Raw genomic sequence first — 23,975 nt, forward strand, 5'->3', positions numbered from 1 at the left:
ACGCCGCGCAGTGGTCGCTCGTCTCCGCCACCGCATTCCTCGCTCTGGGCTTTGTTGGTGCACTTAGGGTTCGCCGTGCTGCGGGGGAGAAGGGTGCCCCCCGCAAACAACGCCGATCTCGGTTCCCGCGTTAATCGCGTCCCGAACTGATTTTCCACCCGCGTGCTGCTTTGCGTTGCTGCCAGAAGTGACGGTAGATACCGGGGACAACGGAAAGCTCAGAATGCGTGCCCAGCTGGCTGACTTGCCCGTGTTCATCCAAGACTACGATTTGATCAGCAGATTTGATTGTATCCAGCTTATGGGCGATGACAATAAAAGTAGATTGCTCCCGTAGCTCGTCCATCGCAGCAAGGATGTTTGCCTCATTTTCTGCATCGAGCGCGGAAGTAGCCTCATCAAAGAGTACAATCGGCGCTTGCTTGAGAAGCGCGCGAGCTACAGATACGCGCTGGCGTTCACCACCGGATAGAAGCCGCCCGCCTTCACCAACAGGAGTATGCCACCCTAGGCGGTTGGCAATAGAAGTCACGCCTGAAAGATCAGCTGCGCGGAAGACTTCCTCATCGGAGGCGTCGGGACGACCAACGCGGATATTAGCGATTAACGAGTCGTCGAAGAGGTAGACATCCTGAAAGACCATGGACAGTCTGGACATTAACTGTTCGGTTCCAAGCTCGCGGATATCTACGCCGTCAACCATCACCGCCCCGGAATCTACATCCCAGAATCGCGAAATAAGGCGCGCAATTGTGGTCTTTCCGGAGCCAGAAGGACCGACAATGGCGGTAACGGTGCCTGGTCGAGCACGGAAAGCGATATCTACCAATACTGGTTTATCGCCGTATCCAAACGTGACATTACGCAGCTCTACACTTCCCGAACCATCGCCTGGGCGCGGAGTAGTGGGTTCTGGCAGGGAAGGGGCATCGGTGATGAGCTCAGTTTCTGTGAGCGCGATACGACCTGCGTCTAAACCGACGAAAGAAGAACCCAGCTGCTCAAGCGTGCGGGTAAACCTCAAGCTGATTCCGATGATCGCAATTGTTTCTAGTGGCGATAGGGCGCCTTCAACGGCAAGATCCGCGGAGACCATAATGAGAGCCACGATGAAGATCTGCACTACTATGCCGTTGAGTAGCAAAGCTAATGTGGATACCCATAGCTCGCGTATTCGTGCTTTATGGTCGATTTCTAGCGCTTGCTCTAGTGGCGCAAAAACTTGTGATTGTCCTGCCGCGCGCAGGGCTGGTTGACGGTTAGCAAATTCTACGATGCGCTGGGAGAGCTCTTTACTCGGCCCGAGTGCGCGGTTCGATGCTTTCTTACGAATCCATGCAGCCAACTGCATCACCACGAGCGCCAATGGTGCGATGATAAGAAGGACCAAGCCCAGCTTCGGGTTCCAGAAACACGCTCCTACTAACAAGGTGACAAGTGCCGCGCTATCGCGGTATATCGTTCCTTGAGTATGCGCAATGGTCTCGGCCGCCACCATAAAGCGATCTGAGACGAGGCGAGATAGGCCGCCGGTATTAGCCGGTACGAACCAGCCGAGCGGTAGCGTTGCTAATTTATCACCCACAGTCGTGTGCGCGGTTCGGATGAAATCCAAGGCCGTGTGGTAAGAGGCCATGGTTGCGAAAAATCGTAGCGCAAAAGCTACGAGCGCAATTGCCAAAAGAATCCACATCCATGGTGCGATCGTCGTATCCCCATCGAGTGCCTTTGTAAGTGGCACGAGCGTGAGAACAGCGAGGCCGTCAAGCACGCCAACGATAAGCGATAGACAAGCATGCCTTTTATTGAGCTTATGGCCTACAGGACTTTGCAGCTTTTTGACACTGCGAGTGAGTAGCGGATCAAGAAGACGCGAACTAGCAGGCGTAGTGGCATTAGACATGAGAATTATCCTTCATAGGCTCGAGGCAGATTATTTGGTCTACGCCTTGGATGGACTCCGGCTTGTGGGCGATGACCAAGACGGTCTTGCCTCTGACGAGTGTGGCTAGAGCTGCTTGAATTTCTGCTTCGCAGTCAGGATCAGTTGCCGCAGTAGCTTCATCTAGGATCAAGATTGGGGCATTGGTAATAATTGCCCGTGCAATAGAAATACGTTGCTGTTGTCCACCGGATAAAGAGATGTCCTCACCAACAACGGTGTCGAGCCCAGCCGGTAAAGCGCGAATATCAGCAGCTATGTGCGCGGCCTCTGCTGCTTGCCAGATCTCTTCATCGCGAGCTTCTGGGCGTGCAAGGCGAATGTTTTCCCGAATACTCATGCGCAGTAAGTGAGGATCTTGTAAGACGAAAGCCACAGTGCGGTACAAACTGTCGAAAGTGAGATCACGGATATCCACGTTGTTGATAGTGATTGTGCCCGAATCTGGATCCTGGAAACGCGCCAGCATCGTTGCTGCTGTGGATTTGCCAGACCCGGAGGGGCCAATCAATGCCGTGACAGTGCCTGCGTTTAGTTGCGCAGAAAAGCCTTGGAGGACTGGTGCGTCTGGGGCGTAGCTAAAGCTGACCTCATGGAACTCCACCTCCATGTCTTGACTACTGGCATCGAGGCTCATTGAGCCTTCTTTCACGTGGGAAATTGTCATGACTTCATCAAGGCGCAACGCCGCATTGCCAGCGAGCTGGTAAGACCACAACATTCGGCCGACGGTTTGAATCGTGCCCGGGATCACCAGCGCAATCAACGTTGTTGCGATGACTTCAGCGACCGTGACATAGCCACCAGCTATCAGCAGGGAACCGACTCCTACATTGATAAGAATGAGGACAGGAACCGCCACCACAGACTCTGAGATTGCGGAAACACGCAGAAGCGGACGTACCCACTCGTAATAGAATTCCGCGAATTTTTGGGCAGCTTCGCGATATCGAGCGTGGGCTTTGCCAACGGTGCCGAAAGCCTTGACGACGGAAATACCTTCGGAGAACTCCACCGCAGTCGCAGAGACCTCACCCAGATAATTATCCATTTCCGCAGTTTTTGTGCCCATATCCTTCATTGAATACGCTTGGATTGCTAGGAAAATGGGCACAGTGGCAATAGAAAGTAGACCAAGGCGCCAATCCAAGATAAAGGCATAAACCAGAAGCGCGAGGGGCGTAAAAATCGCGGCAACCTGCTCTACAGGAGCATGGGCTGTCAGGGTGTGCAGAGTTAACGTATCGTCCTCGACGGCTTTGCGAACTTTGCCGGAATTAGTCTGGCTAAACCACGAGAGTGGTGCTTTCGCAATAGCGGTAATAATTCGGCGCCGGTTAATCCCCACCAGCTTCGCATCAGCGAAGTGGGTGATCGCAAGAGCAAGGAAATAGAAGAATAGCTGGCCCAAAAATGCAGCAAGTAGCCATTTCACAATGGACGCGACGTCATCAGTATTGCCGTCGATTAGAGCATTTCCCAGTGCCACCAACGCGACGTAGGGTGCTACGGCGAGTACCGAGGATACAAGCGCGAGAAACTGTGCGAAGTAGATGGTTGTTTGCACTGGGGCCAGTAGCTTTTTTAGAGCGACCTGGCCGGCTTTTAGTTTTGCGCGAGCCTCTTCTTCCGGTGACGCACCGTGTGATTCTGGTGCGTGGGTTCCGCTTGATTCTGTGGAACTTTGTTTTACCTCAGACATTTCTTTCTCAATTCTTGTTGATGTCAGTCATATCGATGATTCTGGTGACTGATTCTTGGATGAATTCGTGGTCATGGGTGATGACGATGACCACTGCTCCGCTTGCTGCAAGAGATCGAAGTAGCGCAGAGATGGATTGCAGTTGGCGCCAGCCCACGCCAGAGGTAGGTTCATCGAAGATGTAGATCGCTGCTTGCTCGGCTTGGGCTGAAGCTATGGCTAAGCGTTGCCGTTGCCCACCGGACAGAGACTGCGGATGCCGTTGAGCCATTCCTGCCAGATCGAGGCGATGGAGAATCTCATTGACATCGATGTGGTCCCGCTTCTTCTTTGCCAGTCCGAGCGTGACTTCTTCTTCGGTGGTGGCTGCGAATAATTGGCGGCCAACATCTTGCATCACCATGTACGCGGCACGTCTGCGGGCAGCCGCTCCTACTCGTTTGCTGTTCAAACGGAGACTACCGCCGCGTTTGGGAGAAGCAAGACCACAAATGATCCTAGCGAGAGTGGTTTTTCCAGCGCCGTTGGGCCCGATTAAGGCGGTGACTTCGCCGCTGGGGAAAAATGCGTGGTCAATGTTTAACACCTCATGTGTGCCATAAGAAAAACAGATGTTGCTTAGCTCGAGTCCGCTCCGCTGGGGATCGGCGTTTTCGAGCGTGGGTGGTACCGGCACGCTCGCGGGCAGGGGAACGTGGTGTAAGCTGCGTAGCCCCAATTGTTTGCGTTCGGGTTCGTCTAAGGCATAAAACTCCTGAGCGTGGAAACTCCGCGTTATTTTTCCCTGAGTCAAGTAAATAACTTGGTCAGCGATATCTTTTAAGAAAAAGAGGCGGTGATCAGCGATAATGATCGTTGTGCCTAATTCCTTCAAGCGGTGTAGCACGCGTGCAAGAATATCGATGCTTTCCATGGAGAGATTGGACGTGGGTTCATCGAGAAGCACGAGACTGCCCGGGGACACAAGCGCGCATGCGCATGCCACGGTTTGTAACTGTCCACCGGATAATTCTTTGAATCGCCGGCCCCGAAGATCGTTAATGCCTAGTAGCTCGACCGCTGATTGAATCCTCGACTCAATTTCTTTGGGATCTACACCAAGGTTTTCTAGCCCGAAGGCCAATTCTGCATTGACGCTTTCAGTGAAAAATTGTGTCCTTGGATTCTGGAATACTGAGGCGCTGAACTCGATGGCTCGGGACAGCGGTTCTTCCGCAGGGGTAAAAGCCTGGTCATCCTTTATAATAGTGATGGTGCCTAGTAGCTCTCCTGGATTGAAATGGGGGATGAGTCCGTTGATCAACTTGAGTACCGTGGACTTTCCCGATCCGGAATCACCGGTAATCAGTAGACACTGTCCTGGAGAGACAGAAAAAGACACATCAGATACGCCTTGAATGCCTGGTCGAGCTCCCAATGGATATGTAAAAGAAACGTTGTGGGCGTCTACACTGGTTGCGATACTGCGTTCGTTCATAAGTGGACCTCCGTGGGAAGCCAGACAGAGGCAACAACGAGGCCCAACCCAGCTAGTGCAGTTGCATCGACAAGCTTGAAGGAAAGATCGGCGGTGGTGGTTGGGCGTGCGGGTCCTCCCAATCCCCGGACAAGAGCAGAGGCAGCGAGCTCATCACCAGCGCGGACGACGGCACCTAATAAGGGGATGACCAGCATCGCGGACGATTGTGTGGGCTGTGTGATCCAGCTTTTTACTCCAGGCTGGAGACCCCGAAGGACCATGGCATCGCGGATGGCTTTGGCTTCTGCCACGATGATCGGCAAAACGCGCAGGAATACCGCCGGTGGAATGGTGACCCAGCCTGGTAAACGCAGGTCCCGCAGTGCTGAGGTCAACGTGGATGGTGTGAGAGTGAGCAAGCCGAATGCGCCGATGGACATGCTGATGACAAAACGGCTTAGCCACGAAAAAATTGCCGCTGAAAAAGCGAAAAATGTGGAGCCAGGAAGCTGTAATAGGCCCCAATACCCTAGATAGGATAATGCAAAAGCGCACAGGCAAATAAGACCATAGTGTGGCTTTACTGTAGCTAGTGCGATGGAGCTGAAGGCGATAGAAATCAGCAGTGTCGGTAGGTGGCCGTGGCTGAGAGCTACCGCATTGATTACTAGAACAGAAAGCAGCACGGTCCGTGGATCGATCGAAGATCGACGAAGCACGCCCTGTTTTTGCAGGCTCACAGGAGACCAGCGCTTTCAAAGTGTTTGCGGCTGACGCGAACTCCGACCTTTCCGCCGATAAAGCCGACGATGAGCGCACAAATGGCCAGTACTCCAATGGTCCATGGCTGGAAGATATCCGACATAGCATCGGCATATTCTTGCCCCATTTGGTCTGCGATATCGACGTAGTAGGAGTCCGTATCCAGAATTAGCGGGATAAAGGCAAAGAAATCCAGACACAGAAGACGCCGTAGGCAATAGGGAAGGACTTGGCAATACTGAGGTGGCTTTTTGTAATAATCAAATCCGCGATAAACCCTAGAATTATGCTTCCCAGCAGGGTCCAGAAGTAGTGTCCGGTGAGCATGAATGCTAGTCCGTTAATACCACCGACGAGGGTGAAAGCACCCATTTTGGGCGTGCGGGCGGCATAAAGCGCTAGCACGATTCCGTTTGCGATTGCCGCGATGAACCATCCAATAAACATGAATTGTGGTCCTGCGAATCCAATCATTCCGCTTACAAAGGTGATCACAAAGTAAAGTGCAGCAAAGATGCCAGCGTTGATGAGATCTCTGGTGTTTAAACGTGCCGTCAACCCACTGGATGAGCTTGTACTCCGTGTGGACGTAGAGGACTGTTGGGTCATAGTAAACCTCGATTCCTGAATAGTAAGCAAGGTAAGGCTCACCTAAGATGTATAATACTTTTTATATACTGTTTCTAGTTTTGATCTGAAGATTCACCGTTAATGGGGGTGAATGCAGATAAGCGGTTTTAGGGATCATAGAATAACTATGGGTCGGGCTGGTTTTTAGGATCGGCCCAGGTCAAGACATCAATGTTGATCAGTTTGCGCATCAGATTGAGATAGGTTTGGTCAGTCGGTGAGAAGACCGCCAACATGTCAACGAGCTGATCTAGCCGGTAGTAGGCCACCGAGTAGTCTGCTTGGCAGGCCGCAACACCAAGAGCACAGGCAATATATGTTTTGCCGGCCCCAGTCGGGGCGAGGATATGAATGTTGGTTGGGTTTTACCGCCAGTTCGTTGCCGCGATTCTCTTCAACTGCCGCAGGTTGATACCTCGTTCTTCTGCCCTGGTAATTTCAGCCAGGCTGGCGTTTGGAGTAGCGGAACTTGGCTAGGCTGATTGCTTTGGCGATATTGCGTTGTTGGCGTTGCGCATAGGCTTCGTCGACTGCTGCGAGGAAAATGTCTTCTGGCAGGGGTCGGCATAGGCTTCGTCGCTGACGATCTCGTAGAAGATATCCGCAAATGTAGATACGCGGAGTTTGCGCATTTTCGCCCGCATCACTTCATCATCAATTGTGTGCAACATGCACTAAAGCAGCTTGGTCGGCCACACCCTTTTGAATACTGCTTAAAGTCAACGCGCAGGAGCGGGCAGAACAGGTCCGCTCCTGCGCGAATTGACGTCAATTACTTAGTTCGCCGGTGGTCGGCTCATCATGTAAAGCACCATTTTTGCTTTGGTTAGTGCTTTAACCGCATGTGGTAGGCGCGTAGGAAAATGCACCATTCCACCGGGACGCAACGTCACCGTTTTACCGTCCCCGCTGATTTCGATTTCACCTTCAAGGGCTTGAACAATCACTGGCATCGCGGCGGTGTGCTCGGATAGTTCCTCTCCCTCGTCGAACGAGAACAACACCACGTTCACCCCTTCAGCGCGCATTAGCGTTGTAGAAGTGGTTGAGTTCGGACAATACTCAACGCGCTGCGCAAGGTTTTCAATAAACCCCAGTGCGCCGGCTGATGATGGTTTGAGTTCAGTCATAATCAGCTCTCCTTTGCTTCCAGGTTAGCGGCGGGTTTGCGCGCGACGATAGCGATGCCGGTTAAACTGTCGCGGTATTCGTTGAACGTTGCGCGCATATCCAATATACGGCGACGCAACTCCTTATCACGCGCAACGTTACGCATAATTCGCGCAACTCCGACTATGCCTTCATCGGCTAGATTACGACGTGGGGATAGCAAAGCCATCGGCTCATACCCCACCCACTCGATACAAAAACCCGCCTGCTCTAACAATCCGCACCATTCACTGCAAGTAAGAGGGCGAGCATTAACCCTAATCGTGCGGGCTAGGCGCTGTCGCAACTGGTCCGCAAGCGCCGCGTCTATGCTGTCAGGGGTGAGTCCAAGTTCGTGGATCGCATAGCAACCGCCTGGTTTAAGCAGTCGGAACGCTTCGGCGATGATCCCTCGCTTGCCTTTATCGCCTTGCATGGTCAGCATCGCTTCACCAACCACAACCTGAACTGATTCGGACTCAAGGCCGGTGTCTTGCGCATTGGCATTTACAACTGTGCCCCTCGGCCCAACAACGGCCTGCACTCGTGCGACGGCATCTGGATCTTGATCCACGCCCGTGTAGGAGGCGATTCCTTGCTCAAGCATGAGCATGGCCGTACGTCCCAATCCCGGAGCGAATTCCAACACTTTCTTGCCAGATAGATCGGCCGCAACCAACAATCGATTCGTTAGTTTCAATCCGCCCGGGCGTAAAACTCGCTTGCCAGCCCGTGCAAGCACCCAATGGCCTGCCGCAACATGAGTTGACCGGTCATTTTGCGGAAGGCAGGGTTCATTTTTATTTGTGCCCATAATACCAACATTACCAGAGCCACTTAGGCAAGTCTAACCTAAGGGTCGTGTTGTGTTGTTAGAGAGGATTGCGCAGACTCACTCAGCGCCCTCACCATTGGAAAGACGTATTACAAACATAACGAGGGAGCGAGTCGCCATATGCGAGCGATCTCCAACGCCGCCCACAAAAATCTTCACCTCGGTTTTTCTGGGGCCCCAAAATCTGGGCATATTTGCAAAAATGGAAGTTTTGTAAATAGGGCTTAGTTGAATGTGTGCTATTTGCTAAAGATCTTGTTCTTTTGCAACTTCGAAACATGGTCGATAAAACGTTAGGAATAAGATGATGGGAACCTACAAGCCGCTGCGTGTCTTGTTTCATAAGACCAACTTGGACGCTGCCAGTGCTGTCAATGCAGAACGTAAAAACCGTCTGAATAATCCTGCGACCGTAAAGTACCCGTACCACGTTGGAAATAACCCCCTATTCGCTGTTCTCACTCGCAACATCTATGAGTTGTCGGAAACCATATAGAAAACAGAACAGGAAATTCGCGAAGCGTGGAATGTGTTACCTGGCGTGACACAAAATCACTATTTCTACACACTTCTAGTCGGAGCTCTACGCAGACATCAGCCGTCGTGCCGTTTATAGCGACGACCCAGAACCAGCGCAGATGTGGAGGTTGATTTACGTTGACAAATTCCCAGCAGCATGAACGCGAAGTGCTCTACTCACAAATTGAGAATGGATATGGGAGCGTAGTCTACTCTCACGCTGCACAAGAAGAGCAACGCACACGACTCACCCGGACCGAACACCGTATCAAAGTGGCCCAGATTGTGCTGTCCGCGCTTTCAGCCGCTGGACTGGTAGGAGTGTTCTTTACCCTGCAGATTTGGATAGCCTCCATCACTGCGGTTATCACCTTCTTCCTGCTGGTTCTCAACTCGTACAGCTTCCGGCTCGAGATCGGAGCCAAGGCAGCACGACACCGCAAAGCCGGTGATCAACTGTGGCTCCTTATACGAAAGTACTTGTCCCTTCTGGTAGATTTCCCAGAGCTCGACATCGCCGAAGCCCGGAAGCGTCGTGACGTGCTGATAGCAGAGACCGCTGAGGCCTACTGCAATGTGGAACGTACCGATGATAAGAGTTTCAGTACCGCCCAAAAACCCTTAAAAGAGGACGGACTGAAGTAATTCACCAGAGAAGAACTCAACAAGCTTTTGCCGGAGGCACTTCAGAAATAGCCCCTCAACCCGAACTTGACAACGCAAGCTACAATCAGCACCCGGTAGGGCTATTTTTGCCATAACCGCAGTCACTAACTTGAAGCAGCCCACCGCCGCCGCCCATCACCCGTTCATTTATTTATTCACTACTGGATCCAGGAAAACTGCATCCGCACAGCCTTTCCCCGCTCCCCCAAATGCCCCTTTCACCCCGCGTGGAGCATTTTCGTGGCTGTTAGTCTGTAGAAGTACGAACCTTTTTAACAGCAATGTGAAAGTAGCCCCCAAGTGACGCACCTGGCAACAGCTCTGGCATCAGCCAGCTCCTTTACAGCCAGTCCGCCGTCGGCGACCGCACCACCAGACCAGACATTGGCTTCTGAGTTTGCGTCCGGCGGCGTATCGGCAACATTGAATTCTTTAGATTCCGTTCTTTCTGCCCCGGCAACGATTACCCCCCAAGCAAGCAGCTCCGCAGAGCACGCAACAACGCTCGCAGCTCAAGCAGCTCAAGCAGTTCAAGCCACCCAAGCAGCCCAAACTTCCGCCAACAGCCTGACCCTCCTTTCGGTTTCGCTGTTGGTCGCGGTTGCCCTGGCGCTGACCCCGCTGTTTGTGAAGCTTCTTGGTCGTCACGCAGGCTGGCCCATCGTCGCGTTTTTTCTCGCGTCGGTGGTCCAGCTTTCGCGTGTAACGGGCGATATTCTCGACGGCACCACCTTCACCTGGTCCCGCGTCTGGTCCCCGGAACTGAACGCGGCGTTTGCGCTGAAGCTCGATCCCCTCTCCATGGTGTTCAGCTTCTTGGCGCTGTTGGTGGGCTCGATAGTCTTCATCTACTCCACCGCGTATTTGCCGCCGAAGAAATCCGCGATGAGCTTCTACGTCCTGATGACGGCGTTCATGCTGGCGGTTTTGCTCCTCGTGCTTGCCGACGACATCATGCTCCTCTTCATCGGGTGGGAACTGGTCTCGATGGCGTCGTTCCTGCTCATTGCGAGGTCGGGCTCGTCGGGCGAGCTGGGCTCGTTGCGCACACTCCTGCTGACCTTCACCGGTGGCCTGCTGCTTCTGGCCGCCCTCGGCGGTGCGGTGTGGCTAACCGGTTCCACGAATCTCACCGAGGTTTTGGCTTCGCCTGAGTGGGAGGCCAACCCGGCAGCGCGCAGCCTCATTGCCGCGCTGGTGGCCCTGGGCGCTTTCACGAAGGCAGCTCAGTTCCCCTTCCACGCCTGGCTTCCAGAGGCCATGGCGGCGGCAACTCCCGTCTCGGCTTTCTTGCACGCTGCGGCCGTCGTCAAGGCAGGCGTTTACCTGCTGATGCGTTTTTCCACGGTCTTCGCGGACGTGCGCGTGTGGCAGTTGCTGCTGATCGTCATGGGTATGTGGACGGCTGTTGCCACGGCCTACTTTGCGCTGCAGCAGACTGACCTGAAGAAGCTGATTGCGTACTCGACGGTCTCGCAGTTGGGTTGGATTGTCGCCACGATTGGTGTGGGCACGAAGTTCGCGATTATGGCTGCGGTTGTGCACACCATTGCGCACGCGATGTTTAAGTCTTCGCTGTTCATGATGGCTGGTGTGGTTGATCACCAGGCAGGCACGCGCGATATTCGTCGCCTCGGTCCGCTGTGGAAGCAGATGCCGTGGAGCTTTGGCTCGATGATTTTCGGTGCGGCATCGATGGCGGCAATTCCGCCGTTCTTCGGCTTCATGTCGAAGGAAGGCATGCTGACCGCATTCGAAGGTGCGCCGCTCAGCAACACCGGTGTCGTCATTCTGCTGACGGTGGCGGCGATTGGTGCGATTGGTACTTTCGCGTACTCGGCACGTTTGGTGTTCGGTGCATTTGTGGATGGTCCGCGCAACGTGGACCACATCACTGAGGCTCCAATTTCGCTGTGGCTCCCGGCTGCCATCCCTGGCGTGCTTAGCCTTCCAGCCGCCTTCGCTGCCGGCGCTATTTTGAACCGCCCGCTGGACCGCGTGGCCGATACGGTCGGTCAGCTTCCGGCTGGCACGACTCAGGAATCGCACTTGAGCCTGTGGCACGGCGTGAATGTGCCGCTGATCATCTCTGTGGTTGTGCTGGCTGTCGGCGTGGGCTTCATCTTCACTCGTGCCCGCGTAGGCGCCGTCATGGCAGACCGCAAGCTCTTCCCGTTCACTGGTGTGGAGGCAATCAACGCGTCGCTGAGCGTCTCGCAGCGTGTGGGGCGCGCGATGGGCAAGGTGGCGCGTTCGCATCAGCCATCGCGTCACCTGTTGCCGCTGCTTGGTTTGCTCGCGGTGTACGCCCTGGTTATTGCAATCGCTCCGGGTGTCGGGGGCGCTCCGGTGCTGCCGAAGATCGACGGCATCGATCACCTGACCGATCTGATTCCGCTGGTTGTTGTCGTGATTGGCGTGTGGGCCACGCTTCGGGCGAAGAACCGTTTGCAGGCGGCTGTGCTGCTCGGCGTCACCGGTGTTGGTGTCACGCTGCAGATTCTCCTGCTGGGCGCACCGGATGTGGCATTGACGCAGTTCATGGTGGAAATCCTGACTGTCGTGCTGATGATGCTGGTGCTGCGCTTCCAGCCGCGTGCGTTCTCTGAGACCTCGAAGAACCGCCGTGCCTCGGCGGCGGTTGTGGCAGTTGCCGTGGGCTTGGCTACGTTCGGCGCGGTGTGGTTCCTCACTGGCCGTCGTCAGATGCCTGAGGTCGCGCAGTGGTACATCGATAACACTGAGAAGGTCACGGGCGAGACCAACATTGTCAACGTGATCCTGGTTGAGTTCCGTGCTTTCGATACCATGGGTGAGCTGGCGGTTCTCGGTATGGCGGGTGTCGCGATGGCGGCGGTTGTCACGTCTATGCCTCGCTTCCCGCACCTGCTCGATCAGCCTTCCCCGCTTGCGGAGCCCGCTCTGAACTCCATCATGATGCGTTGGCTGGTCCGCTGGTTGGCTCCGCTTCTGTTCGCCCTGTCCGCTGTGGTTCTCTACCGCGGCGGTACCGCTCCGGGCGGCGGCTTCAACGCGGCGCTGATTGGCGCCGCTGCCGTCATGCTGATTTACCTGTCCAAGGACCGCGACGAGCTGGTCTTTGGCGAGAAGATCCCGGCAGTGCTCAGCGCTGCGGGTGTCATCACGGCTATCGGCACGGGCTTCATCGGTTTCGCCAAGGGGTCGTTCTTGGCACCGCTGTACGGCGAGTTCCTGGGTCAGCACCTCACCACGGCATTGCTTTTCGACGTCGGCGTGTACCTGGCCGTCATCGGCATTGTGGCAACCGCGCTGAATCTCCTGGGCGGCCCGAACCGTCCTGGTGTGACCGGGTCGGACGATGTGATGCAGGATCTCTACTCAGACCGCTCAAGCTTGCGGGTGCCGCCGGAGATGGGCGTGTTCGCCTCAGAAGCGGAGAGCGCTCCAGCCCCCGCCCCAGCTCATGCCACCGTTGAGGAGGCCAAGAAGTGATTATCGCCATCATGGCTGCCGTCCTCGCAGGCGGTGGCACGTACCTGGTGCTACAGCGCGGCATGCTGCGCACCATCATCGGTATGACTCTGATTTCCCATGCCGCCAACCTGATTATTTTGTCCACGGGTGTCGGCGCCTGGCGCGGCGAACCGCTGCTGGGCAACGAGACCACTGCGGGCGCTGGCGCTGCCGAGCAGATGGCTGACCCGCTGCCGCAGGCATTCGTGCTGACGGCCATCGTGATTACCATGGCCGTCACCGCGTTCATGCTGGCTCTGTCTGGTTTGGGCCGCGATGACGACACTCGTATCCATGAGGACCGCGAGGCTATGCGACAGCTGTCGACGGCTGGTCGTCGTGCGGGTAAGCACATTCCGTCGGACTCGGATTCCACGGTCACCGGCACCCCAGGGGTCTCTTCGGCTCCGAATAAGTTCCCGCGCGAGACCACATTCGGCGGTGACGAGAAATGGTAGAAGCCTCTGCAATGACCTCTGCAATGTCCCCTTCAACTCTGTCTTCGCTACTGCCGCTGTTTGCGGCACTGCCGCTGATTCTGTCGGCGGTCGCAGCCATTCTGCCGAAGCTGTGGATGCGCGCGACGATGGGCATCGCCGTTCCGGCACTGTCGTCGCTGGCTGCGTTTTGGGTGATGTTCTACGTCGCTGACAACGGCCCGGTCGGCCACGGTGTGGGCGCGTTCCCCGGTGGTATCTCGATTCCTTTCTTGGCGGACACGTTCTCCATGCTGATGCTGGGTGTGGCCGCGGCTGTGGTTGCCATCGGTAACTGGTTCGCCCACGTCGCGGGCGAAAACACTTCGCGGTTCTTCCCCTCCCTGACGCTGATGATGTTGTCCGGTATGTCGGGTGCTTTCCTGACTGCCGATTTGTTCAACTTCTTCGTGTTCATGGAGGTCATGCTGCTGCCGTCCTATGGCCTGATCGCGGTAACCGGTACCTGGCACCGCCTGGCTGCTGGCCGTAACTTCGTGCTGGTCAACCTCTTGACCTCCACGGTGCTGCTGATTGGTGTCGCGCTGATTTACGGCTCGGCGGGCAATGTGAACATCGCAATGCTGGCCGACATGGCCAGCGAGGGCGGCCCCGGCGGCACGGGTGTGGTCGCGCTGGGCATTGTCATCATTGCGCTGTGTGTGAAGGCTGGTTTGGTTCCGGCGCACACATGGCTGCCGAGGACGTACCCGTCGACAAGCCCTGCGGTGATGGCACTGTTCTCTGCGGTGCACACGAAGGTTGCGGTGTACATGCTCTTCCGCATTTACGTCGTGATTGTGGGCATGAATCCCTCCTGGCACTGGCCGATCATTATCATCATGGCGATCTCGATGCTGGTCGGCGCGTTTGCTGGTCTCGCGGAGAACACCATGCGTGAGGTGCTGGCCTACCAGATGGTCACGGGTATGCCGTTCATTCTGATCGTGTTGGCGTTCACGGACGCTAACGACGGGGGCAGCGCCAAGGCTGCCCTGGCTGCGGGTATTTTCTACGCAATCCACCACATGGTGACTGTCGGCGCCCTCATTCTGGGCTCCGGCGCGGTGGAAGAGACCTACGGTACGGGTACGCTCTCTAGGCTTTCGGGGCTTGCTCGCCGCGACCAAGCGGTTGCCTGGGTGATGGCGGCAATGAGCTTCTCCATTGTGGGCTTCCCACCGTTTTCCGGCGTGTGGGGCAAGGTGGGCATTGTCTTTGCCTCTGCCGCCACTGGCGATGCTCGCTCGATTGTTGCGATCACCGCAATCATCGTTGCCTCACTGGGCTCGCTGCTGGCCATGATTCGCCTGTGGCGCGCGGTCTTCTGGGGCCGACCCATGCAGGGCGTGGATGATTCGGTTCGTGTTCCGGGAACGCTGGTTGCGCCGTCCGCCATGCTGGCAATTGTTTCCGTGGCCATGTTCGTCGCGGTCGGCGCCGTCACTTGGGCGACCACCGGCGCGGCCGATGCGCTGCTGAATATTGATGGCTACCGCGAGGCCACACTCGGCGGAGTTGAAAACGCCATCGGAGGTATTTACTGATGAAGTTTCTACACGTTATCCGCTATTCCCTCTGGCTGGTCTGGCAGGTTGTTGTAGCTGCGACGGACGTGGTGCTCGATACTCTGCGCCCGAACCAGAAGCAGCAGCCGGTGCTCATTGGACTGCCGCTGCGTGTGAAGTCTGACCTTGAGGTCACTCTCTTTGCCGAGTCCATCACCATGACCCCGGGCACGCTGGTCTGCGGCGTCCGTGAAACCGATGCGGGACGGTTGTTTATCATCCACGCGATCTTCGGTGCCGACCTGGACGCGCTGTACGACTCCCTCTACGACATGGAGGAGCACCTCGTCCCCCGCCTCCGCGATGTCCCCCGCCCGAAGGCATTTGTCTTCGAGGAATACAACGCAGACCAGTTCATTGACCCGGATGCCGTCGTCGGTGTTGCCGCTGAGGTCGACCATGGTCTGCCACTGCCGGATGGCATTGCCTCCAATGGCGAAGACAAAGGAGCACGCTCATGAATGACACATTGATCGATCCCACCGCAGTACAGGTAATTAGCGGCATTGGCATTGCTCTGTGTTCAGTGGCGCTGCTTGTGGGCGTGGTGCTGATCTTCCGGGTCAAGGGCAATGTCTCACGCGCAGTGCTTTCCGACGCCGCCTTCTACCCCATGGTGGGAGTGTTCCTCACAACTGCCATGCTGCGGACTACAGCCATTACTTTCGATATTGCAATGCTGGCGGGCTTGCTTGGCATTTTGTCGACCGTGGGCCTGGCCCGAGTTATTTCCCGTGGCCGCCGCTAAGACCGATTAAGGACGAATCGCACTATGAGTATCGCTTCAATCCTTGTAACTATCTTGTTTGCCGTGCTGGTCATTGGCGGATCTCTGTACCTGCTCCTGGCGGGCGTGGCCATGTGGCGCTCTAAAGATGCCCTGAGCCGGTTGAACCAACTTTCCGCCGGAATCATGGTGGGCATCCCCGCGCTGGTGATTGCCAACTTGGTCTTAGAGGCCGACCAGGGCGATCTGACGTGGGGCAAAACCCTCACCGCCATTCTGGCCATTGTTGCTGTCCTGGTCGTCGCTACCGTCGCCTCCGAAGTACTTGGACGCGCGGTGCTGGGTGCCCGTGACGGCTCCGCTGAGGACTACGTCCCGGAGCGGTAGCTAGCGGCGCGGGAAACGTCCTGAACACACCGTTAGCGGCCAGTTTCACAGCGACCCCTCAGCGCGCTCCGACACCCCCTTTAGGCCACCCGGCCTACCCAAAAGGGGGTATATTTCCCCACACTTTTGGCCTCCCACAATGTGATGTACCTCTCATGGGCTATGGCCCGCTCGTTAACCCCGCTTATGCCCCTAAATTGAGTGGCAGTTTTTGCCATTTACTAAACTTTGGTTTCCCTTACTTAGGGAACCCTTAGTTATCATTTGTGATGAATTTGCCGTTTGCCTGCACCTTTGTGACACCAAGAACAAAACAATCAATGCAATCCCGGTAAATTTTAAGAAAACAACGCTTTTGTCATCCGATATTCAGGCAGAGGCCGGAGTCGTCACAGACACCACAAAACCGCCCTCTTTCCAATGTTTTTAGGCGAATTTGAGCGAGCTTTGAGGGACGCAACCGACCGAAAGCGGATCGAGGCACTTATTTTTTCATTGCAGCCCCTTGCCCCATCGGTTAACTTAATTTCTGTGAGTCAGCCAAGAGCGACTCAAAATCTTTACCCCCGAGAACCTAAGGATTTTCTCATGTCCTGCTCCGCAGAAGATATCGCAACCATCCTCGAAGCCCTTCCGGCCGTCACCGTCGAGAGCCCGCTGCCGGCTTTCGAGCAGCTGGCTGGCAACGACGTCAACTTCGCTAACGTCGGTGGCGACCTGAACCTGCCGTTCGGTAACGACTTCCTGGACATCTCCGTCACCGACGACCACTCCACCCACGACTCCCACGACGTCGAGGTTTCCGACTTCCTGAACCCGGAGACCACCGTCGACAAGTCCGACCAGCGTAAGTTCGACTTCCTGAACCCGAGCATCTCTGGCATCGGCGCCAAGTAAGCTCCTGGGCTTCATGGCAGGACAATAGCTCCGCCAATCCTTGACACAATAAACCGCCAGTCTCTAATAAAGACTGCGGTTTATTGTTCAGTTAAAACCGATATTCTTCATTTCGTTACTGTCTAAAAGGAACACCAAAAATGGACGTCACTCCTATCGTTGAGGTTCTGGAAGCAATGCCTTCCGGCCCGACCGTCAACGTCACCTTCGAGATTAACCCGACCATCGATGGTGACCTGACCCTCCTGGAAACCGGTGACTGGAACGCTCCGTTCGGCCGCGACTTCATGGACATCAACATCACGAACGATCAGTCCACCCACAACGACAACTCCACCCACGTCTCCGGCGTTGAGGCTGATAGTGTCTCCGACGCTGCCGAACAGGGTCGAGAGGTGTCCGAGTCCGCCGAAGAAGCCGACGAGGCTGCAGCTGCTCCGAAGTCGCTTTTCAACGGCTCCCCGAGCCTGCCGGGCATCGGTGCCTAAAACAGCTCACACTTAGGGTTGTTCCTTAGCCGCCCAAACCGGGCCGGCGTGCAGGCAACCACAAAGCCGTGGCTGTCATGCACAGACAGAAGTTTTAAATAAAGCGTTAGCCCTGCAGATGGTTCAACCATTTGCAGGGCTAACGCTTTTCTATTTACTTTGATCTACCGCGTGACTGTGCAGCTCTACTCTGCGGTTTTACTGCACAGCCCTACGCGGTTGCTTTACTTCGTTGCCTTAAAGCGCTTTTCCACCTCGGCACCGAGCCAGGAATCAACGTTGGCCCAGTACTGATAGACACGCTGCTCCACCTCTGGGGAGACACCCTGCATGGCACCGACGATGTTGTTTGCCAAGCGATCGCGCTCGGTATCGTCCATCACGTTGCGAACAAGGTCGCCTGGCTGCGAGAAGTCATCATCCTCAGGGTGCTGCACGTAGGCGCCAGCGTAGAACTCTTCGCCCACGCTCTCCCACTGACCAAAGGCACCAGCATCGACCTGGCCGGTGTGACCGGAGCGCACTGGGCAACCAGCAGCCTTAGCTGCAGCCGCAGTATCGGCCTCCGGACCGCGAGCAGTGGCGTTGGAGCCGTGAACCGGCAACTTCGGATCCGAGTAGTAGTACGTGGCCGCACCATCCTGCGAGAAGGAATTCACTGGGCAGCGAGACTGGTTCACCGGCAGCTGATCGCTGTTGACGCCAAGACGGTAGCGGTGCGCATCAGCGTAGGAGAACACACGCGCCAGCAGCATCTTGTCCGGCGAGAAGCCGACACCCGGGACCGTATTCGACGGTGCGAAAGCGGCCTGCTCAACCTCAGCAAAGAAGTTGCCCGGATTGCGGTTCAGAGTGAAGTGGCCGACCGGAATCAGCGGGTAGTCCTTCTGAGACCAGGTCTTGGTCAGGTCGAACGGGTTCACCTTGTAGCTGGCGGCCTCGTCGTAAGGCATGATCTGCACCTTGACGTCCCAGGTTGGGTAGTCGCCGCGCTCAATCGCCTCGAAGAGATCCTGGCGAGCGTGGTCGGTGTTTTCGCCAACCAGCTCGGCGGCTTCATCATCCGTCAGGAACTCCCAGCCCTGGCGAGTCTTAAAGTGGTACTTAACCCAAAAACGCTCCCCTTCAGCGTTAATCCACTGATAGGTGTGAGAACCGAAGCCATCCATATGACGGAAGTCCTTCGGAATACCGCGGTCACCCATCAAGTAAGTGACCTGGTGAGCGGACTCCGGAGAGGCAGTCCAGAAATCCCACTGCATATTGGCGTCGCGCAAACCTGTGTCCGGCAGGCGCTTCTGAGAGTGGATGAAGTCCGGGAACTTAATGCCATCGCGGATGAAGAACACTGGCGTGTTGTTGCCCACGATATCGAGGTTGCCCTCTTCGGTGTAGAACTTCAGTGCAAAGCCGCGCACGTCACGCCAGCCATCCGGGGAGCCCTGCTCACCTGCGACAGTGGAGAATCGCGCCAGCATCGGCGTGACCGTGTTCGGCTGGAATACTGCAGCCTTGGTGTACTTGGAGACATCCTCGGTGATGGTCAGTTCACCGAAAGCACCTGCACCCTTAGCGTGAACAACGCGCTCCGGAATGCGCTCGCGGTTGAAGTGCGCGAGCTTTTCCAGCAGGTGGATGTCGTGGAGGTTAATACCTCCCTGTGGGCCATTGGTTAGCGAGTGCTGCTCTGTAGGAACCGGCGCACCGTTGAGGCGAGTGGTCGGACCATTGGAACCTTCATAGAGATTGGACATGGGGATTTCCTCCTAAAGACAGGGGCTAGATGGCAGTCACAACATGCCCTGACGTTTTCCACCCTACACGAAGTTTCATATTTTTCCTATTAGTCTCCCGCGATTGATATGTGGCCTTAATTATTAGTCCGATTAGGTTCGCTGTATCAGCCGCAAACACTCGGCCCTAAAAAGGGCAAAATTCCCTCCGCGAAAACCACACGCGATGGCCGTCGAAAAGCACTTACCGCGCTTTCATGCAATACCTATCAGCACTGAATAAAAGGTATAGCCAGCACTACCACTGCCCACGGGGGTTAAGGGTAGGATTTCACGCGTACCACGCTGTCAATTTGGATTCTGATCGGATACTTCTGCAGACATGAAAAAACAAGGGAGGGGCGCAAAAGCGCTCACAGTCTTCAAGTACACGCTGGCGTTGCTGGCGACCGTTGCGCTTCTCAAGATCGCATTCTTCCCCGCTAACGACGAGGACTATGCGCAAGCAACCGGTGATTTCTCCCAGCCCACCACGGAGCTATCCCCTCAGCGGATCAATAACACGCAGAAGCTGTCTGCCACCATCGTCCCGGACGAGCCCACCGTGATCCGCGCCAACGCTTCCGGTGAAATCACTGACGCCTATGTCAACAGCGGCGGCAACGCCGTAGAGGGGCAAAACCTGCTTCAGGTGAAGAAGACCTCGGTATCTGAGACTGCCAGCACCTCCGGCGGCGCGGATTCCGATGAAGAAAACGCCGCAGCCGCCGCACCCGAAACTACCGTGACTTGGGGAAACATCACCGCTAAGGCTTCTGGCACTGTGCAGTGGGATATCGTCATCGGCCAGACGGTTGAGATCGGCCAGGAGATTGGCACGATTTCGCCGAACAGCTTCCACGCCGTAGCACCTATTAAGCCGAGCCAGCTGTACACGCTGGGAGACTCGATTAACAATGGCCGCCTCGCTATCACCGATGGCCCGGCACCGTTTTTGTGCGATTCGGTGAAGACCGTCACGGGAAGTAGCGCGGGCTCGCAGAACACTGGCGCCGGGGATGGCGCTGGCATGGGCGCCGCCGCTGCTGGAAATTCCTCGGGCGGCCCACAGCTACGCTGCGATATTCCCGCAGATCAGACCGTCTACGAAGGTGTTCCTGCCACGCTGATTCTTGGCAGTGGCACCACCTCGGAGGTCCCGGCACTACCGGTGACCGCAGTGGAGGGACGCTTCCGCGAAGGTGTCGTCTACGCTCCAGCTAAGGATGGCGGCAAGCCCACAAAGATCAAGGTTGAGCTGGGCGCCAACGATGGCACTTTCATTGAGATCAAGCGCGGCCTGAAGGAAGGCCAGCAGGTCTTGGAGTACGTGCCTTCCTACAAGGACGAGTCCGCCGGCGACGGCACTGGTGATGGCAGCGACACTGGCTTCGATGAGTCCGGCGATGACGCTGGCTCTGAAAAGTAGGCCCGCGCCATGCTTAGTTTGACCGCAGTCACTCGAACAGTGACGCTCCCCAATGGCGAGGAGCTGCCTATTTTGAAAGGCATCGACCTCGACGTGCCACGCGGTGAGCACCTCAGCATTGTCGGCCAGTCCGGTTCGGGTAAGTCAACGCTGCTGAACATCATTGGCATGCTCGATTTGCCGGATTCTGGCACGTACACGTTCGACGGCACTGATATTTCCACTTTGTCGGACAGGAAACGCGCTGCACTTCGTGGCGATAATTTGGGATTCGTCTTCCAGCAGTTCAACCTCTTCCCCTCCCGCACCACGCTGGAAAACGTCGAGGTTCCGCTGATGTACGACCGAGGTGAGAAGTTCTGGAATCGCACCGAGCTCGCCGCCGCGATGCTGGAGCGCGTCGGCCTGGGCGATCGCCTAGAGGCCACGCCTTCCCAGCTTTCCGGTGGTGAACAGCAGCGTGTGGCTATTGCCCGCGCGCTCGTACGCCAACCGCAACTCATTCTTGCCGATGAGCCCACCGGTGCGCTCGATGTCGACACCGGCAAGATCGTCATGAATTTGCTCGAAGAAGTCGCGGCGGAAAACAACGCCGCATTGATTCTAATCACACACGATTTAGAGGTCGCCGAGCGCGGCGATCGGGTGCTTGAGCTTCGCGACGGTCAGTTGCACGCCGACTCCGTCCTACTATCTGCTGCCAACGCTATGCAAGGCTCCGAGGAGGCTGCTGATGACGACGAATAATGAAACCGAATCGAAGTCACGGCCTTCCTTCCTCTATGCAGCAACGCCTTATCTCGGCGCTCTGCTGGAGGCGTGGCATGAGCTGCGCATTAACCGTGGCCGCATCATGCTGTCGCTGGTCAGTGTGGCTGCCGCAGTGTGGGCGATGACCACGGTTATTGCACTTGGCAATATTCTCACCAGCTCTCAGGATGCGGTCACCGCACAGAGCACGGGTGTCGCCGGAACGGTCACTTTGACTGCCGGAGCGGGTAGCTCCGATTCCGAGGAAGGCAGTAACTTCGGCGACAGCGGCTTCGGCGACGGCAGCGCCGGCACAATGGCCGATAGCTTTGGAAGCTTCGGCGGCGAGGGCACCGGCGGAAACGGTCCGGACGATTTGAGCGTCCTCAACCCGGACGGGTCTATCAATGACGCCTTTTCCACTGCCACGCATCGCCTGGTGAAGACCACCCATGCCAACTTGTGGTCCCGAGTTCGCATGCAGCCAGCGACACCCGAGCAAAATATGGATGACTGCGCTCCGGATGATTACGAGTGTTTTTCGCCAGGTACTCCCGAGCTGATCGCCGCTGACCCCGGTTGGTTCGATATCTACGCCCGCACCATCGTGCAGGGACGTCGTTTGGAAGATGCCGATGGCCAGCGCTTGATGAACCCCGTGGTGGTCAACGACCAGTTCTACGAAAGTCTGGGCAACCCAGCGCTAGCCGACCATCCAACCTTCAGGTTGAAGGAAACGGGTAACACCACCTTCACCGTGGTGGGAGTGTATAAGTCTCTGGGTTCATGGGACGCCCCGAGCATTGTCACGCACTACGATTCCTTCCTCAACGCCGGCTACGAAGGACAGGTGGGTGAGCCGCAACTTCTCGTCGCGACGCCTGAAGAATCCGCGAAGGAGAACCAGAAGGCGCTGCACAACATTTTCCAGGCGGAGCTCGGCCCCAGCTGGAAGGTGAATACCTCCCTGTCGGAGAAGGACACGCAGATTTCCCAGGAGATGAATAACACCATCACCACTGCGCTCGGCATTATCGGCGGCATTGTGATTGCGCTTGGTGCATTGGGGCTGCTCACGGTCTCGATTGTCACCATTGGCCACCGCGTCCGTGAGATTGGTATTCGTCGCGCAATGGGCGCGTCGGCAGGCAGGATCTTTATCTCTGTGTTCCTGGAGTCGATTGTCGCCACGACGGTGGCGGGTGTGGTTGGCGTGATTGCCTCGATCATCACGGTCAAGCAGCTGCCGCTGGATAAGATGCTGGCGTTGCCGCTGGAGACCGGTGCCGTGGCCTACCCCGTCACGGCCGCTGTGATTGGCGTGCTGGTCGCAACATTAGTGGGTGCCTTGGCGGGCATCATCCCCGCCACTATTGCCGTCCGCGTCAAGCCCATCGACGCCATCCGCTTCTAGCATTTCAGCCCCTAGTTCGCCTGGCTGCGTCGCCTCCTGCTTTTGCAGGTGAGGCCACGTGCAGCCAGGCGAATTATCTTTAGGTTTTAAGTTGCTAAGCTATGTCCATGACTCCCGCACGCCTCGTCTCTAATGACGAATACATCACGCAGCTGGCGCTGAAAGCCGGCCGCGGTGATCAGGCTGCGCTGACGGAGTTCGTGCGGCTGACCCAGAAGGACGTGTGGCGTCTGGTCGCACATCTGGGCGGCGTTGATGCTGCGGATGATTTAACGCAGGAGACGTATCTGCGTGTGATGGGGGCGCTTCCCCGCTTTGCGGCGCGTTCTTCTGCCCGTACGTGGCTGTTGTCGCTGGCCCGGCGCGTGTGGGTGGATTCGGTCCGCCATGATTCGGCACGCCCGAAGAAGTCCGCGATGGAAGTGGAAAACGCTGCCGAGCAGTTCACAACCGGCGAGTCGTGGTCAGAGCTCGCTGACGCCCGCGTGCTGCTGGAGCAACTGCCGGAGGAACGCCGCGAGGCACTCATTTTGACGCAGGTGCTGGGTTACTCCTACGCCGAGGCCGCGGAAATCGCAGGGTGTCGTGTGGGCACCATTCGCTCGCGCGTCGCTCGTGCGCGCCGCGATTTGGTTGCCGCGCTTGACGACGGCGACAGCGCCAACGGCGACTCTGCAGCTGTGTAAACCCGCTCCCCCGATGGGCGTTGACCTTTCTTCTACCCCATTTTTGGAACACTATCGCGCGTGATTGCTCAGTTGAGCGTAGGTTTTGCCTTAACTGATAGTTTTATACATTTCCTTATATTCGCGATACGAAATGGGTATATGAACTGCCCAGTACGCATACGTTCCATCTTTTCCGACGAGATTAGCTTTGTTTTGGGCCACCACCGACCAACTCACTGA

The 23,975-nt window shown here is 56.4% G+C and carries 20 protein-coding genes and 2 pseudogenes; 13 read left to right on the plus strand and 9 right to left on the minus strand.

Annotated features, from left to right (window positions below):
* Positions 1–130: 130 nt before the first annotated feature.
* The 8 genes and pseudogenes from HMPREF3011_RS09605 to HMPREF3011_RS09640 form a co-directional block, all read right to left on the minus strand.
* Positions 131–1,903 carry an ABC transporter ATP-binding protein gene (locus HMPREF3011_RS09605; RefSeq protein ID WP_070546329.1) on the minus strand — a complete coding sequence of 591 codons (1,773 nt, stop codon included), beginning with the start codon at positions 1,901–1,903 and terminating at the stop codon, positions 131–133.
* Positions 1,896–3,644, minus strand: coding sequence for an ABC transporter ATP-binding protein (locus tag HMPREF3011_RS09610; protein WP_070546327.1), 1,749 nt, complete (start codon positions 3,642–3,644; stop codon positions 1,896–1,898). The genes HMPREF3011_RS09605 and HMPREF3011_RS09610 overlap by 8 nt, the downstream gene beginning before the upstream one ends.
* A 7-nt stretch (positions 3,645–3,651) precedes the next feature.
* Positions 3,652–5,121: an ABC transporter ATP-binding protein gene (locus tag HMPREF3011_RS09615; protein WP_049181699.1), complete on the minus strand. Its 1,470-nt coding sequence runs from the start codon at positions 5,119–5,121 to the stop codon at positions 3,652–3,654.
* A complete protein-coding gene (locus HMPREF3011_RS11580) occupies positions 5,118–5,843 on the minus strand; it encodes an energy-coupling factor transporter transmembrane component T family protein (RefSeq protein WP_049181703.1) in 726 nt (241 codons plus the stop codon). The genes HMPREF3011_RS09615 and HMPREF3011_RS11580 overlap by 4 nt, the downstream gene beginning before the upstream one ends.
* Positions 5,840–6,474: pseudogene (locus tag HMPREF3011_RS09625) on the minus strand (MptD family putative ECF transporter S component). Before HMPREF3011_RS09625 ends, HMPREF3011_RS11580 begins: the two are co-directional and overlap by 4 nt.
* A gap of 182 nt (positions 6,475–6,656) precedes the next feature.
* Positions 6,657–7,166, minus strand: a pseudogene (locus HMPREF3011_RS09630) (ATP-binding protein); the annotation flags it as partial.
* A 105-nt stretch (positions 7,167–7,271) separates the two neighbouring features.
* Entirely contained in the window at positions 7,272–7,625 is a 354-nt protein-coding gene (locus HMPREF3011_RS09635) for a cupin domain-containing protein (RefSeq protein WP_049181708.1), read from the minus strand.
* A 2-nt stretch (positions 7,626–7,627) separates the two neighbouring features.
* Positions 7,628–8,458, minus strand: coding sequence for a class I SAM-dependent methyltransferase (locus HMPREF3011_RS09640; RefSeq protein WP_070546323.1), 831 nt, complete (start codon positions 8,456–8,458; stop codon positions 7,628–7,630).
* 678 nt (positions 8,459–9,136) lie between these two features.
* Here HMPREF3011_RS09640 and HMPREF3011_RS09650 point away from each other — a divergent pair.
* The 9 genes from HMPREF3011_RS09650 (at position 9,137) to HMPREF3011_RS09690 (ending at position 17,702) form a co-directional block, all read left to right on the plus strand.
* Positions 9,137–9,643, plus strand: coding sequence for an SLATT domain-containing protein (locus HMPREF3011_RS09650; RefSeq protein ID WP_141764758.1), 507 nt, complete (start codon positions 9,137–9,139; stop codon positions 9,641–9,643).
* 588 nt (positions 9,644–10,231) lie between these two features.
* Entirely contained in the window at positions 10,232–13,138 is a 2,907-nt protein-coding gene (locus tag HMPREF3011_RS09655; RefSeq protein WP_070546380.1) for a DUF4040 family protein, read from the plus strand.
* Positions 13,135–13,617 carry a sodium:proton antiporter gene (locus HMPREF3011_RS09660; protein WP_070546318.1) on the plus strand — a complete coding sequence of 161 codons (483 nt, stop codon included), beginning with the start codon at positions 13,135–13,137 and terminating at the stop codon, positions 13,615–13,617. Before HMPREF3011_RS09655 ends, HMPREF3011_RS09660 begins: the two co-directional genes overlap by 4 nt.
* An 11-nt stretch (positions 13,618–13,628) precedes the next feature.
* A complete protein-coding gene (locus HMPREF3011_RS09665) occupies positions 13,629–15,182 on the plus strand; it encodes a monovalent cation/H+ antiporter subunit D family protein (RefSeq protein ID WP_168162079.1) in 1,554 nt (517 codons plus the stop codon).
* A complete protein-coding gene (locus HMPREF3011_RS09670) occupies positions 15,182–15,664 on the plus strand; it encodes a Na+/H+ antiporter subunit E (protein ID WP_016421915.1) in 483 nt (160 codons plus the stop codon). The genes HMPREF3011_RS09665 and HMPREF3011_RS09670 overlap by 1 nt, the downstream gene beginning before the upstream one ends.
* Positions 15,661–15,951, plus strand: coding sequence for a monovalent cation/H+ antiporter complex subunit F (locus tag HMPREF3011_RS09675; RefSeq protein ID WP_005511667.1), 291 nt, complete (start codon positions 15,661–15,663; stop codon positions 15,949–15,951). The genes HMPREF3011_RS09670 and HMPREF3011_RS09675 overlap by 4 nt, the downstream gene beginning before the upstream one ends.
* Before the next feature lie 24 nt (positions 15,952–15,975).
* Entirely contained in the window at positions 15,976–16,317 is a 342-nt protein-coding gene (locus HMPREF3011_RS09680; RefSeq protein ID WP_016421914.1) for a monovalent cation/H(+) antiporter subunit G, read from the plus strand.
* 588 nt (positions 16,318–16,905) lie between these two features.
* Complete coding sequence (locus HMPREF3011_RS09685; RefSeq protein ID WP_016421913.1) at positions 16,906–17,214, plus strand: hypothetical protein; 309 nt, start codon at positions 16,906–16,908, stop codon at positions 17,212–17,214.
* A 140-nt stretch (positions 17,215–17,354) separates the two neighbouring features.
* Positions 17,355–17,702, plus strand: coding sequence for a hypothetical protein (locus HMPREF3011_RS09690; RefSeq protein ID WP_016421912.1), 348 nt, complete (start codon positions 17,355–17,357; stop codon positions 17,700–17,702).
* A 224-nt stretch (positions 17,703–17,926) separates the two neighbouring features.
* Here HMPREF3011_RS09690 and HMPREF3011_RS09695 read toward each other — a convergent pair whose 3' ends face one another.
* A complete protein-coding gene (locus HMPREF3011_RS09695) occupies positions 17,927–19,456 on the minus strand; it encodes a catalase (RefSeq protein WP_070841446.1) in 1,530 nt (509 codons plus the stop codon).
* A gap of 361 nt (positions 19,457–19,817) precedes the next feature.
* Here HMPREF3011_RS09695 and HMPREF3011_RS09700 point away from each other — a divergent pair, with 361 nt between their 5' ends.
* From HMPREF3011_RS09700 to HMPREF3011_RS09715, 4 genes are all read left to right on the plus strand, one after another.
* The gene (locus HMPREF3011_RS09700; protein WP_070767446.1) at positions 19,818–20,903 is read left to right on the plus strand and encodes an efflux RND transporter periplasmic adaptor subunit; all 1,086 of its coding nucleotides are present in this window, start codon (positions 19,818–19,820) and stop codon (positions 20,901–20,903) included.
* 9 nt (positions 20,904–20,912) lie between these two features.
* Positions 20,913–21,650: an ABC transporter ATP-binding protein gene (locus HMPREF3011_RS09705; protein ID WP_069359045.1), complete on the plus strand. Its 738-nt coding sequence runs from the start codon at positions 20,913–20,915 to the stop codon at positions 21,648–21,650.
* Positions 21,637–23,067: an ABC transporter permease gene (locus HMPREF3011_RS09710; RefSeq protein ID WP_070841447.1), complete on the plus strand. Its 1,431-nt coding sequence runs from the start codon at positions 21,637–21,639 to the stop codon at positions 23,065–23,067. The genes HMPREF3011_RS09705 and HMPREF3011_RS09710 overlap by 14 nt, the downstream gene beginning before the upstream one ends.
* Positions 23,068–23,168: 101 nt before the next feature.
* On the plus strand, positions 23,169–23,753 hold the full coding sequence (locus HMPREF3011_RS09715; protein ID WP_172954594.1) for an RNA polymerase sigma factor: 585 nt from the start codon (positions 23,169–23,171) through the stop codon (positions 23,751–23,753).
* Positions 23,754–23,975: the final 222 nt, after the last annotated feature.

The organism is Corynebacterium sp. HMSC074C04 (assembly GCF_001838295.1).
Lineage (GTDB): Bacteria > Actinomycetota > Actinomycetes > Mycobacteriales > Mycobacteriaceae > Corynebacterium > Corynebacterium amycolatum.

Excerpts from the sequence above, each read along its gene's own strand:
- HMPREF3011_RS09605 (WP_070546329.1), bottom strand. The coding sequence starts at position 1,903 with ATGTCTAATGCCACTACGCCTGCTAGTTCGCGTCTTCTTGATCCGCTA.
- HMPREF3011_RS09610 (WP_070546327.1), bottom strand. The coding sequence starts at position 3,644 with ATGTCTGAGGTAAAACAAAGTTCCACAGAATCAAGCGGAACCCACGCA.
- HMPREF3011_RS09615 (WP_049181699.1), bottom strand. The coding sequence starts at position 5,121 with ATGAACGAACGCAGTATCGCAACCAGTGTAGACGCCCACAACGTTTCT.
- HMPREF3011_RS09635 (WP_049181708.1), bottom strand. The coding sequence starts at position 7,625 with ATGACTGAACTCAAACCATCATCAGCCGGCGCACTGGGGTTTATTGAA.
- HMPREF3011_RS09640 (WP_070546323.1), bottom strand. The coding sequence starts at position 8,458 with ATGGGCACAAATAAAAATGAACCCTGCCTTCCGCAAAATGACCGGTCA.
- HMPREF3011_RS09665 (WP_168162079.1), top strand. The coding sequence starts at position 13,629 with ATGACCTCTGCAATGTCCCCTTCAACTCTGTCTTCGCTACTGCCGCTG.
- HMPREF3011_RS09670 (WP_016421915.1), top strand. The coding sequence starts at position 15,182 with ATGAAGTTTCTACACGTTATCCGCTATTCCCTCTGGCTGGTCTGGCAG.
- HMPREF3011_RS09675 (WP_005511667.1), top strand. The coding sequence starts at position 15,661 with ATGAATGACACATTGATCGATCCCACCGCAGTACAGGTAATTAGCGGC.
- HMPREF3011_RS09680 (WP_016421914.1), top strand. The coding sequence starts at position 15,976 with ATGAGTATCGCTTCAATCCTTGTAACTATCTTGTTTGCCGTGCTGGTC.
- HMPREF3011_RS09685 (WP_016421913.1), top strand. The coding sequence starts at position 16,906 with ATGTCCTGCTCCGCAGAAGATATCGCAACCATCCTCGAAGCCCTTCCG.
- HMPREF3011_RS09690 (WP_016421912.1), top strand. The coding sequence starts at position 17,355 with ATGGACGTCACTCCTATCGTTGAGGTTCTGGAAGCAATGCCTTCCGGC.
- HMPREF3011_RS09695 (WP_070841446.1), bottom strand. The coding sequence starts at position 19,456 with ATGTCCAATCTCTATGAAGGTTCCAATGGTCCGACCACTCGCCTCAAC.
- HMPREF3011_RS09700 (WP_070767446.1), top strand. The coding sequence starts at position 19,818 with ATGAAAAAACAAGGGAGGGGCGCAAAAGCGCTCACAGTCTTCAAGTAC.
- HMPREF3011_RS09705 (WP_069359045.1), top strand. The coding sequence starts at position 20,913 with ATGCTTAGTTTGACCGCAGTCACTCGAACAGTGACGCTCCCCAATGGC.
- HMPREF3011_RS09710 (WP_070841447.1), top strand. The coding sequence starts at position 21,637 with ATGACGACGAATAATGAAACCGAATCGAAGTCACGGCCTTCCTTCCTC.
- HMPREF3011_RS09715 (WP_172954594.1), top strand. The coding sequence starts at position 23,169 with ATGTCCATGACTCCCGCACGCCTCGTCTCTAATGACGAATACATCACG.